General features: G+C 61.8%; 13 protein-coding genes. 10 read left to right on the forward strand and 3 right to left on the reverse strand.

From position 1 onward, the window contains the following. Positions 1–176: 176 nt before the first annotated feature. A complete protein-coding gene (locus tag PAN08_RS08070; RefSeq protein ID WP_269790920.1) occupies positions 177–632 on the reverse strand; it encodes a barstar family protein in 456 nt (151 codons plus the stop codon). Next, positions 625–1,089 (reverse strand): ribonuclease domain-containing protein, encoded by a 465-nt coding sequence (locus PAN08_RS08075; protein WP_269790921.1) that lies wholly within the window; start codon positions 1,087–1,089, stop codon positions 625–627. Before PAN08_RS08075 ends, PAN08_RS08070 begins: the two co-directional genes overlap by 8 nt. 261 nt (positions 1,090–1,350) lie before the next feature. Here PAN08_RS08075 and PAN08_RS08080 point away from each other — a divergent pair, with 261 nt between their 5' ends. Continuing rightward, positions 1,351–1,962, forward strand: coding sequence for a superoxide dismutase (locus tag PAN08_RS08080; RefSeq protein ID WP_269790922.1), 612 nt, complete (start codon positions 1,351–1,353; stop codon positions 1,960–1,962). Positions 1,963–2,066: 104 nt separating this feature from the next. On the opposite strand, the gene PAN08_RS08085 is transcribed toward PAN08_RS08080, so the two are convergent. Beyond that, positions 2,067–2,897: an endonuclease/exonuclease/phosphatase family protein gene (locus tag PAN08_RS08085; RefSeq protein ID WP_269790923.1), complete on the reverse strand. Its 831-nt coding sequence runs from the start codon at positions 2,895–2,897 to the stop codon at positions 2,067–2,069. A 160-nt stretch (positions 2,898–3,057) separates the two neighbouring features. Here PAN08_RS08085 and PAN08_RS08090 point away from each other — a divergent pair, with 160 nt between their 5' ends. The 9 genes from PAN08_RS08090 (at position 3,058) to PAN08_RS08130 (ending at position 11,848) form a co-directional block, all read left to right on the forward strand. Further along, positions 3,058–4,635, forward strand: a complete 1,578-nt coding sequence (locus PAN08_RS08090) for an oligopeptide:H+ symporter (protein WP_269790924.1) — start codon at positions 3,058–3,060, stop codon at positions 4,633–4,635. A 21-nt stretch (positions 4,636–4,656) separates the two neighbouring features. Next, positions 4,657–5,268 carry a rhomboid family intramembrane serine protease gene (locus tag PAN08_RS08095; RefSeq protein ID WP_269791210.1) on the forward strand — a complete coding sequence of 204 codons (612 nt, stop codon included), beginning with the start codon at positions 4,657–4,659 and terminating at the stop codon, positions 5,266–5,268. A gap of 211 nt (positions 5,269–5,479) precedes the next feature. Beyond that, the gene (locus tag PAN08_RS08100; RefSeq protein WP_269790925.1) at positions 5,480–5,773 is read left to right on the forward strand and encodes a GNAT family N-acetyltransferase; all 294 of its coding nucleotides are present in this window, start codon (positions 5,480–5,482) and stop codon (positions 5,771–5,773) included. 57 nt (positions 5,774–5,830) lie between these two features. After that, positions 5,831–6,664 carry a DUF3298 and DUF4163 domain-containing protein gene (locus PAN08_RS08105; RefSeq protein WP_269790926.1) on the forward strand — a complete coding sequence of 278 codons (834 nt, stop codon included), beginning with the start codon at positions 5,831–5,833 and terminating at the stop codon, positions 6,662–6,664. Positions 6,665–6,680: 16 nt separating this feature from the next. After that, the gene (gene cfa, locus PAN08_RS08110; protein WP_269790927.1) at positions 6,681–7,796 is read left to right on the forward strand and encodes a cyclopropane fatty acyl phospholipid synthase; all 1,116 of its coding nucleotides are present in this window, start codon (positions 6,681–6,683) and stop codon (positions 7,794–7,796) included. Between the two features lie 198 nt (positions 7,797–7,994). Further along, positions 7,995–8,489 carry a MarR family transcriptional regulator gene (locus tag PAN08_RS08115; protein WP_269790928.1) on the forward strand — a complete coding sequence of 165 codons (495 nt, stop codon included), beginning with the start codon at positions 7,995–7,997 and terminating at the stop codon, positions 8,487–8,489. Between the two features lie 7 nt (positions 8,490–8,496). Further along, positions 8,497–10,650 (forward strand): FUSC family protein, encoded by a 2,154-nt coding sequence (locus PAN08_RS08120; protein ID WP_269790929.1) that lies wholly within the window; start codon positions 8,497–8,499, stop codon positions 10,648–10,650. Further along, positions 10,640–10,837, forward strand: coding sequence for a DUF1656 domain-containing protein (locus PAN08_RS08125; RefSeq protein WP_269790930.1), 198 nt, complete (start codon positions 10,640–10,642; stop codon positions 10,835–10,837). Before PAN08_RS08120 ends, PAN08_RS08125 begins: the two co-directional genes overlap by 11 nt. Positions 10,838–10,846: 9 nt before the next feature. After that, positions 10,847–11,848, forward strand: a complete 1,002-nt coding sequence (locus tag PAN08_RS08130) for an HlyD family secretion protein (RefSeq protein ID WP_269790931.1) — start codon at positions 10,847–10,849, stop codon at positions 11,846–11,848. Positions 11,849–11,865: the final 17 nt, after the last annotated feature.

Raw genomic sequence — 11,865 nt, forward strand, 5'->3', positions numbered from 1 at the left:
TGCTGCCGGCACTACGTGCCGGTCATCCATAGGCCGTCTTGCAATTTCAAGCCTGGGAACAAGAACGTCTGGGCACCGGCATCGAACCGTGTTTTTCGATGAGATCCTTGAGTTGCGCTGTGTGGCGCCCCAGGGTGGCTGCTGTCTACTGCGCTAAGCGCAAGCGGCAGGCCCGCTCACCCTTCCTCCGCGTCCTCATCAACCTCCAACCCGGCGCCGGCATTGGGCAGTTCCAGGAATGCCCAGAACGGAACCTTGTCTTCCGCCCAGCGGCTCGCGGTTTCGGAAAGGATGTCGAGCAGCGTGTCGAAGTCGCCGCTGCTGCCTTGGCGCAGGTCGTTGGCGTCATTGAACAGCAAGGCGTAACCATTGGCCGGTAGCCAAGACAGGTCGCGCAGGCTGTCGGACAACGCGTCCCAGTTGCGGCCCCGGCCAGGCGGGAAATCCAGCTGCGTGCCAATGCGCATCAACAGTGTGCGTTTGTCGATGCAGCCTTCCAAGTCCACGCGCAGCACCTTCAGGCCGGCATCGCGTGCAGCGGCAGCCAATCCGCCGAGGTCGCCATCGCTGACGCCGTAGACGCCGGCCTGGCTGGCGTCTTCCAGCCCCATGTCGAATCCACTGTCACTCATGGCGTTCTCCGGTAGCGGGCACTTCGAAGCTGCGGAAACTCTCGTAATGGTTATCGGTGTAGTACCAGGCATCGGGTGGATCACCGCCAGTGACGATGCGTTTGGCGCCGCGATGGTTCAGGCCGGGCGTGTCCACCGTGTATTCGCGGTAGTAGCCACGTGGGCGCTGCGGCAATTGACGCTCGCGGTTGCCGAACACGCTGCCGTCCTGTTTGTGCGGATAAGGTCCGCCGCGTTGGATCAGTGCGATTGTCGCGCGCGCCTCGGGCGGCAAGAAGGCGGGTAGAGCGTCCCTGTGTGCTGCTTTGGAACGTTGCGGGGCCGGTGGGCTCTCGGTGGCGCCCTGCGTCAACGACGGTGCGAACCTGGGAGGCGAGGGCTGCTGTAGCGCGCGCATTCCCCACAGTCCGACGATGAGCAGGATTACAGCGGTAACCAGTAATTGGGGCTTACGCATCGACGTGGCTGGGTTCAGCGGACAAGGCGTTGATTATCACGTGCGGACGTCGTTTTTTTTGAACGGCGGGCTTATCGGCGGTGCTTCACATCGAGGTAACAACGGCGGCAGTTGTTACGCCAAGTAATGCGAGGCCCAACGGCGGGACAAAGTTTCCTTTACACCGGCCTTGGTAAGTTACGACTTCGTCCCTACTATTCACTGCGCATCGCCCGGTTTCTCACCGGGCGCAGAACCCAGGCAATCAGACGGAGATCCCTCATGGCCTACACCCTGCCCAAGCTTCCCTACGCCTACGACGCCCTCGAGCCGAATATCGACGCCGAGACGATGGAGATCCATCACTCCAAGCATCACCAGACCTACATCAACAACGTCAATGCGGCGTTGGAAGGCACCGAGTACGCCGACCTGTCGGTTGAAGAGCTGGTCAAGAAGACCAAGTCGCTGCCGGAAAACCTGCAGGGCCCGGTCCGCAACAACGGTGGCGGCCACGCCAACCACTCGCTGTTCTGGACGGTGATGTCCCCCAACGGTGGCGGCCAGCCGGTCGGCGACGTGGCCAAGGCCATCGATTCGCAGCTGGGCGGCTTCGAGAAGTTCAAGGAAGCCTTCACCAAGGCGGCATTGACCCGCTTCGGCAGCGGCTGGGCGTGGCTGAGCGTCACCCCGGACAAGAAGGTGGTCGTGGAATCCTCGGCCAACCAGGACAGCCCGTTGATGGACGGCAACACGCCGATCCTGGCGCTGGACGTTTGGGAACACGCTTACTACCTGAAGTACCAGAACCGTCGTCCGGAATACATTGGCGCGTTCTTCAACGTCGTTGACTGGAATGAAGTCGAGCGTCGTTACCAGGAAGCCATCGCCTGAGATGGCCGATAAGACTGCTGCGGTACCGTGATGGTACTGATGCAGACTGAAGTACAAAGGCCGGGCATTGCCCGGCCTTTTTTGTTCACCGCCCGCAATCGCGGTCAGGGAGTCTTTGGAACGGCTTCCACTTCTTCGGTTGCTTCGGCCGGTACCGTCTGGGTCAACCGCAGGGTAGCCATCGTGCCAAGCCGCTGCGCTTCGCTGGAGTCATTGGCGGGCAGTTCGATGACCTGCTGACGGATGTCGGCGAAGCTGCGCACTTGGTACAGCACGTCCATACCGTGCTCATCGCTGCCACTGCGCGGGCGTATATCGCCGTGGCGCATGGACGGATTGCGCCGCGCCGGTTGGAAGCCGGGCAGTTGCCGCACCAGTTCTTCGGTAGGGGCAGCAAAGTCGCCGACGATCAGCGAGGGCAGGCCGTCACTGGTGGCATCCATCCAGGAGCGCAGGTCGGCGGCTTGGTGGCCGCGCGCGATCGGGGTGTTATCGGCAGGAAGCATGGTGGCCGCATAAAGATTCAAGCGCGCGCGCTGCAGTTCCAGGCGCTGCATGCCGGCGGCGGTGGGTGCCAGGTCGCCATGCAGCAGGGTAACGGCGTCTTCCAGAGTGGTCAGGCGCGACAGCACAGCGTGGCCATGGCGCGCGGGTTGGCTAGGGCGGTCGGCACTGATGAAGTCGCAGCTGTACTTCAGGCGGCTGCCCAACCAGCAGGCAGGGTTTGAGCCGGTGCTGGACTGGTTTACGTCCTGCACCACGATCACGTCCGCATGCAGCTCTTCCATGAGTGCAGCAATACGGTCGCGGTTATCGGTCCAACTGCTTTCGGTGGCCGGCAAGCGCAGGCTGGCGATCTTGATCACCGGCATCGTCGGCTCGGCCAACACGGAGAAGGAAAGCACCAACAGTCCAAAACAACCCAGACGCAGCATTGCAACGGCTCAGGGAAAGGGAGTGCTTATCGTAATCCGGTCGCCGTCCAAGCCGCGTGCACGGCATCTCTGATGCGGCGCGGTACGGCAACGGAGGGTGCGCGTGATGGCGGCACGATGGGTTACGCTTGCAACCTTTGTATCAACTGATCGCCTCCAGATGACGACCAATCACGTAGCAGCAAATCCCGCCCCATCCGGCAAAATGCCCCGCCAGATTCCCTACATCATCGGCAATGAGGGCTGTGAGCGATTCAGCTTCTACGGGATGCGCAACATCCTGGTGCAGTTCCTGATCACCTCCACGCTGCTGCAGCACATTCTGGATTCGGGTGAGCGCGCGCTGGCGGCCAAAGACCTGATGCACACCTTCATGATTGGTGTGTACTTCTTCCCGCTGCTGGGCGGCTGGGTCGCCGACCGTTTCTTCGGCAAGTACAACACCATCCTGTCCTTCAGCCTGATCTACTGCCTGGGCCATGCGTTTCTGGCGGTGTTCGAGGACAGCCGCATGGGCTTCTTCGCCGGTCTGGGCCTGATCGCCTTTGGCGCCGGTGGCATCAAGCCGCTGGTGGCGTCGTTTGTCGGCGACCAGTTCGACCAGACCAACAAGCACCTCGCCAAGAAGGTGTTTGACGCCTTTTATTGGATCATCAACTTCGGCTCGCTGTTCGCCTCGCTGAGCATGCCGCTGTTCCTGAAGAACTTCGGCCCGTCGATTGCCTTCGGCATCCCCGGCCTGTTGATGTTTATTGCCACCTTCGTGTTCTGGCTGGGCCGCAAAAAGTACGTGCTGATCAAGCCGGACACTGCCGAAAACCCGCATTCCTTCAGCAAGGTAATTCGCACTGCATTGTTCGAACAGAAGGCTGGCAAGGGCCGTCCGGGCATGCTGTTGGCCGGCCTGGGTGTGGTGGCTGCGGTGGCCTCGCTGGCGATGACGCCGGTGCTGGGCTTTGTGATTGCCGCGTGTATTGCACTGGTATTGATCATTGCCGGCGTGGGCGGCGGCGCGTGGCTGCAGCTGGATCGGGCCCGGGGCATCCACCCCGATGAAGCGGTCAATGGCGTGCGTAACGTGCTGCGGGTGCTGGTGATCTTCGCGCTGGTCACGCCGTTCCATTCGCTGTTCGACCAAAAGGCGTCCACCTGGGTGCTGCAGGGCGAAGAGATGACCAAGCCGGCATGGTTTGTAGCCTCGCAGATGCAGGCATTGAACCCGGCGTTGGTGATGATCCTGATTCCGTTCAACAACCTGGTGCTGTACCCGATGCTCGCCAAGTTTGGCTGGGAGCCGACCGCGCTGCGCCGCATGACCGCCGGTATCGCCTTCAGTGGCCTGGCCTGGATTGTGATTGGCGGCATCCAGGTGGTGATGGATGGCGGCGAGCCGATGTCCATCGTCTGGCAGGTGCTGCCGTATGCGCTGCTCACCTTCGGTGAGGTGCTGGTGTCGGCTACCGGCCTGGAGTTCGCTTACAGCCAGGCCCCGCAGACGATGAAGGGCGTGGTGATGAGCTTCTGGAACCTGACCACCACGATCGGCAACCTGTGGGTGCTGCTGGCCAACTTCGCGGTGCGCAACGACACGGTGACCGGTAACATCGCCACGACCGGCTTGAGCGTGACTGCCTTCCAGATGTTCTTCTTTGCCGGGTTCGCGCTGTTGGCGGCCCTTGCATTCGGCTGGTACGCACGCAGATACAAGCTGGTCGACAATTACCGTGCGGCAGCCTGAGCCTGATTACCCATGAGCGGAATGTTCACCCTGATCCTGATCGCCGTCACCGCCCTGGTGTCGTGGATGGCGTTTTCCAATAAAAAGCTGGCCGACCGGTTGATCTTGTGGCCGCCGGCCATCGATCGCCACAAGCAGTACGACCGGTTGGTGACTTACGGTTTCCTGCATGCGGATTTCTCGCACCTGCTGTTCAACATGGTCACGCTGTTCTTCTTCGGGCGGCCGATTGAAGCGCTGATGGGGCGGCTGACCGGGCATTGGTGGGTGTTCCCGTTGTTCTATCTGGCGGCGCTGGTGATCTCGATCCTGCCCAGCTATCTGAAGAACCAGAAGAATCCGAACTACCTCAGCTTGGGTGCCTCGGGTGCGGTGTCGGCGGTGTTGTTCGCTTTCATCCTGGTTTCGCCGTGGTCGCTGATCTTCGTGTTCTTCATCCCGGCACCGGCCATCCTGTATGCCCTGTTCTACGTCGGCTACAGCATCTGGATGGACAAGAAGGGCGCGGACAACGTTAACCACAGTGCGCACTTGGCGGGTGCGGCGTTCGGTGTGATGTTCATGCTGTTCATGTCACCGGACCTGCTGCAGCACTTCATGACCAGCCTGATGAACCCCAGTTTCGGCCGCTGACCCCTCACGGCGTTGCGGTGTGATGGACAAGGCGGTGCTTGCACCGCCTTGTCCGTTTCCGGGCCAGAGCGGGAGCGATTGGGTTACACGGGACAGCCCGCGCGCTGTCTTGACCCGGTCATCAAACGGGATGTTGCAAAGTACTCAGTGGCGCTGTTCTGGTGATGTATTTGAAGCGCGCCCCTTCCATCAGCAGCCACGGAAACCCGTAATGACCGCCAACCCAAAGTCCCCGAGTCCCGTTGACCATAACCCGACGCAGGCGCGTTTTGAAACCGAGGTGGACGGACACCTTGCGGTGCTGGAGTACGTGCTTGAGGACGGCAGCATGGTCATCACCCACACCGGAGTGCCAGAGGCTATCGGTGGGCGCGGGATTGCCGCCGACCTCACCCGTGCTGCGTTGGCGCATGCGCGCGCGGCTGGTTTGAAAGTGGTGCCGGCGTGCGCTTACGCGGCGACTTTCATGCAGCGTCATTCCGAGTACACGGATCTGCTGGGATAATCGGCGCGGGCGGCCGGCCCATGGGGGGTCCGGCAGGATCACCGAGGAAAGAAACGAATGAACAGGTTTGCACAGGGATCGTTTGCGGCAGCGACGCTGCTGCTGGCGTTGGCAGGATGCAATAAGGACGGGCAACAGGACGTGGTAGCGCCGGCGCCGGAGCAAGTGGCAGCGCCGACCGAGACCGCGCCGGGGGCCGCGCCGATCAACCTGAGTGATGTCATCGAACACACCCCCAGCTACATGGTGGGCATCAGTTATCCTCCGGCGGCGGCCAAGTATCCGGGCCTGGCGCAGGAGTTGACGAGCTATGCCGAGCACGCCAAGGCTGAGCTGCTCAAGGCCGCCAGCGAGCTGGGTAACGACAAACCCACCGCGCCTTACGAGCTGTCGCTGTCTTTCGACATGCTGATCGACACGCCCAAGGTGGTTGCGGTCTCGGCCGATGGCAGCAGCTACACCGGTGGCGCGCACGGCCAGCCGCTGGTGGCGCGTTTTGTCTGGTTGCCGGAGCAGCAAAAGCTACTCAAGGCCGAAGACCTGATCAACACGGCCAAGGGCTGGCAGGCGGTCAGCGACTACGTGGAAGACAAATTGCTGGAACAGGCCACCGTCCGCGCCCAGGGCGAGGAGCTTTCGCCGGAAGAACAGCAGGAGCAGGTGCGCAACCTGTCCCGGATGATCGACGAAGGCACCGCACCAGAGCCAGCCAACTTCTCGCAGTTCCAGCCGGTGCTGGACGGCGCGGGCCACATCAGCGCCTTGCGCTTCGTGTTCCCGCCGTACCAGGTCGGCCCGTATTCCGACGGCACCCAGTCCGTGGATGTGCCGGCGGCAGCGCTGCTGCCCAACGTGGCCGCAGATTACCGGGAGTTGTTCTCGCGCAACTGAATCGTGGAGGCCAGCGATGGATGCAGGGTTGCAACGACGTGTCGAGGCATTGTTGCAGGAAGCGGACGTTATCCCCGGGGGAACCCGTTCGCAGGATATCGACATCCATGACCCGCGCTTTTATGCGCGGGTGCTGGCCAGCGGTTCGCTCGGGCTGGGCGAAAGCTACATGGATGGCTGGTGGCAGGCGCATTCGCTGGATGGCTTGCTGACCCATCTGTTGGATGCACGGCTGGACGAACGCGTGCATGGCAGTGGTGAAGTGTGGGATGCGCTCAAGGCCAAGCTGTTCAACCTGCAGGCCGGGCAGGGCAGCTACGAAGTAGGCAAGCGCCACTACGACCTCGGTAATGATCTGTACCGGGCGATGCTCGGCAAACGGCTGGTCTACAGCTGTGGCTACTGGCGCGATGCCGACAACCTCGATGATGCCCAGGAAGCCAAGCTGGAGTTGATCTGTCGCAAGCTTGGCCTGCGCCCGGGTATGCGCGTGTTGGATATTGGCTGTGGGTGGGGTGAGGCACTCAAATACGCGGCGCAGCGCTATGGCGTGCAGGGCGTGGGCGTGACCATCTCCGCAGAGCAGGCTGCGTTTGCGCGCGAGCTGTGTGCCGGCTTGCCAGTGGACATCCGTCTGCAGGATTACCACGAACTGGATGAGCCCTTCGACGCGATTCTGTCGGTGGGTATGTTCGAGCATGTCGGGGTCAAGAACTACCGCGCCTATTTTGAAGTCGCCCGTCGCTGTCTCAGCGAAGAAGGGCTGTTCCTACTTCATAGCATCGGCACCAACATCAGCCGTGACCACACTGACCCGTGGATCGCCAAGTACATCTTCCCCAACTCAATGCTGCCCTCGGCTGCACAGATCACTGCTGCGATGGAAGGTTTGTTCGTACTGGAGGACTGGCACAACTTCGGCACCGACTATGACCGCACGCTGCAGGCGTGGCGCAGCAATGTGGAGGCGGCCTGGGGCCAGCTTGATCCGCGTTACGACGAGCGCTTCCGGCGGATGTGGCGCTTCTATCTGGCAGCCTCGATGGCGACGTTTCGCACCCGCCATTCGCAGCTGTGGCAGTTGGTGTTGTCGCCGCGCGGCCAGCGTGGTGGCTATTGGGCAGCTCGATGAGGTTCGCGGCGTCCGGTCGTTCTCCGGCTTGAAGGCGGCCGATTAGGGCAGGAAGTCGTTCCGCCACAACAGTCTCACGATTAATGAGATCGTGACAAAGTCAAGCCCCGGGTAACTCAATGCTCCTTGATGAAAATTAATTCACTCATTGATATTTCATTTCTGTAATATGTTGGCGGTCCTCCATGCCGCCAATCAATGAGCAGCTTCGATCCCACCGAATCCCGCATCAACGCCACCTGCCGTCGCTGGCCGGGATTCCCGCGTGAGCCTGCGGTGCTGGTTCGGCTGATCAAGGGGCTCTACAAGAGCGTGCACGACCACGCCAACGCGGTGCTGCGTGATTTCGACCTGTGCCACGGCGAATACAACGTATTGATGATGTTGTACGGAACGCCTGATCGCCTGCTTGGGCCGTCTGAGTTGGCTGGGGCCGCAACGGAAAAGTCCGCCAACATCACGCGCCTTACCGACTTGCTATGCCGCAAAGGGCTGATCGAACGCATCCCGCATGCCGAAGATCGCCGCAAGCTGGAGTTGCGTCTGACACCAGAAGGCGTTGCTTGCGTCGAAAGCGTATTGCCGCGCATGTCCGAACTGCTGCTGACAGAAATGAAGGGCCTGGACGGTGCCGAACAGCATCAACTGGAAGGCCTGCTGAAAAAAATGCTCGACGGCATCGACACAATCTGAGCCATCCATGTCTACTGTTTCTCCCTCGGCCGCGCCCAACAGCGGGGCCGCAAACTGGTTCTCCGGTTTTCGTGGCGTCCTCGCCGGCGAAGCTGACGCTTGGCTGTTCGTACTGAGGGCAACGCTGTCGCTGTTCATTACCGGTTGGCTGGCCATGCGCTTGCAGTTGCCGCAGGCGGGTACGGCGATGCTGACTACTGTGATCGTCATGCATCGGCAGAGCGGCATGGTGCTGGCCAAGAGTTTCTATCGCGTGCTCGGCACCTTGATTGGTGCGGTCGCGGCGTTGGCGGTGGTGGCGGCGTTTCCGCAGCAGCGTGAGCCGTTCCTGTTGGTGATGGCGTTGTGGATCGGCGCCTGTGCGGCTGGTGCCACGTTGCATCGAAATTTCAAATCCTATGCATTCGTGCTGGCCGGCTATACCGCGGCCATCATCGCGTTGCCAGTGATCACCACGCATCCGGGCAACGTGTTTGATTCGGCAGTGGCGCGCATTACCGAGGTGATGCTGGGGCTGGTGGTCAGCGCGGTGATCAGCGACACGGTGCTACCGGTGCGCCTGCGTGACAACCTGCGCAATGCAGTACGCAACCAGTACGCCAACTTCCTCGAATTTGTCAGGGAGGCGTTGCTGGGGCAGTTGCCGCGCGAGCGCATGGAGCAGCAGCATCTGCGCATGGTGCGCGATGCGGTGGCACTGGAGGACCTGCGCAGCGCGGTGATTTTTGAAGACCCCGAAGCGCGTGCACGCAGTCTGCATCTGCTGCAGTTCAATCAGGGTTTCATGGCGGCATCGACAAGCTTCCAGTCGCTGCACCACCTGATCAATCGTCTGATGCGGCAGGAGGCACCGGTCGCTGCACAGGCGCTGCTGGTGTTGTATCGGCCGCTGGGCGTAGCACTGCAATCGTCACCACAGGAACTGCCGGCCGACGCGTTGGCTGCGCGTATCCGCCAGGTGCGATTGGAACTGCCAGCACGCGGCAAGGCGCTACATGCAGAGATCAAGGACGCTGCCCAAGCTGAAGATTTCGAGGTTGGCACCGGCTTGCTGCGGCGTTTCAGCCAGGAATTGGAATCGTATATCCGTGCCCGTGGCCAGCTGCTGCAGCGGGTGGCGCCTTCCAAGGGCGTGGAGCGCGTGCGCTTTGTACGCGGCAATGACCGGGCCGGTGCCATGTTGGCCTTTGTCCGTACCACCACGACGATGTTGTTGCTGGGCGCTTTCTGGGCTGCCACGGGGTGGCAGATGGGCGCCAACGTGATGTTGCTGGCGACCATCTTCTCCGGTTTGTTCGCTACCGCACCCAATGCGGCGCGGGTGACCAGCAAGGTGCTGTTCGGCTACATCGCGGGACTGGCGGCTGGGTACGTCTGTGCGTTCGAAGTACTGACACGCATGGATGGCTATGCCTTGCTGGTTGCGAGCGTGCTGCCGTTCTTCATCATCGGGCCGTACCTGACCACGCGGCCAAAATTGGCCCTCTTCGGACTGGGCTACACGATGGCGCTGGTCAACATTCTGACCATCACCAATCCGATGACTTTCGATCCGCAACGCTATTTCAACGACGCCCTGTCGCAGATCGTGGGGCTTGGCGCAGCGGGGGTGGGGTTTGCATTGTTACCGCCCGCTGTGGGCAGCCGATGGTTGCGGCAGCGGCAGATGGCCGCGTTGCGGGCCCTGGTGCGGTTGGCTGCACAGGCGCCTTTGCCTGGCTTGCGGCATCACTTCGAGAGTATGAGCAGCGATCTGGTGCATCAGGTCGTCGCCCACACCGTGCCGGGTAGTGACGATTCGCGCTCGCTGTTGGCGTGGGCGTTGGCGGTCAATGAGACCGGACGCGCCTTGATCCATTTGCGTCATGACGTGGCCCGGCGGCCCTTGTCCGCGGCCTTGCATCGCGACGTAGACGACGCTGTGAATGCACTGGCGGCGTTCTTTGGCCAGCCGTCGCGGGAGGCATGGCAAGGCGCTGATATCGCGCTGCGCCGGGCCAGCGACGCAGCGCGTGCCGACACCGAAGCGCCGGAGATTGCACGCCAGGTGCTGTATCACCTGCGGTTGGTACGGCTGGCGATGGTCGATGACCACTCGGTGATGGCGGCGTATATCGTTTCTGCAGATGCACCGAAGGAGGGCGTGATCAATGCCGATTGAACTGGCTTTTGGTGGTGCCTTGTTCCCGGGCCTGCTGCTGTTGTTTTGCGTGGTATGCGCCTTGTTGTGGGCGCTGGATGCGGTGGCAGGGCGACGCGGCTGGTATCGCTACGTGTGGCACCCGTCGTTGTTCCGTATCGCGGTATTTGTTGGCCTGTTCGCCGGGCTTGGCCTGCTGTTGTTCTGAGATATCCCTATGTCCCCCAAAATCCAATCTTTGCTTCGTCTTTCCATAACTACGGCAGTCGTGGTGGTGGCCGCGCTGATCGCGATGGCGATGTGGCGTCACTACATGTATTCCCCGTGGACGCGCGAAGGACGCCTGCGCGCGGAAGTGGTGCGGATAGCGCCAGATGTATCCGGCCTGGTCACCGAAGTGGCGGTGCGTGACAACCAATTGGTCAAGCGTGGCGATGTCTTGTTCGCGGTTGACCCGTTGCGCTATCGCCACGCCTTGGCACAGGCGCGTGCGAATCTCGACGCTGCCCGTGCTGCAGCGCGGGCGGCCGGTGCCAGCATCCAGGCGGCGGCGGCCGGCGCGACGCAGCAGAGCGTCAACGCCAGTCGTTACGAACTGCAGTACGAGCGCCGGCAGCGTATTGCCGGCAGCTTGATTTCCGAAGAGTCGCGCAGTGATGCACTGAGTGCTGCGCAGGCGGCGCGGGCGGGCGTTGCTCAGGCACAGGCCAATCGCCAACAGGCCAGCGCGTCGCAACAACAGGCAGTGGCGGCGGTGGAGCAGGCACAGGCTGCGCTGGATACCGCCGAGTTGAACCTGGAACGCACCCAGGTGCGTGCGCCGGTGGATGGCTATGTGACCAATCTGGAAGTGCGTACCGGCGACTACGCCAGCGCCGGTGCTGCACGATTGGCACTGATTGAGACTGCATCATTCTGGGTGTACGGCTACTTCGAGGAAACCAAGCTGGCGCAGCTGCATGTGGGTGATGGTGCGAAGGTGCAGTTGATGAGTGGCCAGGAACTGCATGGCCACATCGAGAGCATTTCCCACGGTATTTCCGACGCGGACAGCCCAACCGGCAATGATCTGCTGGCCAACGTCAATCCGACCTACAACTGGGTGCGTTTGGCGCAGCGCATTCCGGTACGGATCAAGCTCGACGCCGACAGCCTGCGCGATGGTGTGGTGCTGGCCAATGGCATGACCGCAACCGTTGTGGTTGAGCCGCACGGCTGAGTGTTGGGGTTGTGCGC

The sequence above is a fragment of the Stenotrophomonas sp. Iso1 genome (genome assembly GCF_027497995.1).
Lineage (GTDB): Bacteria > Pseudomonadota > Gammaproteobacteria > Xanthomonadales > Xanthomonadaceae > Stenotrophomonas.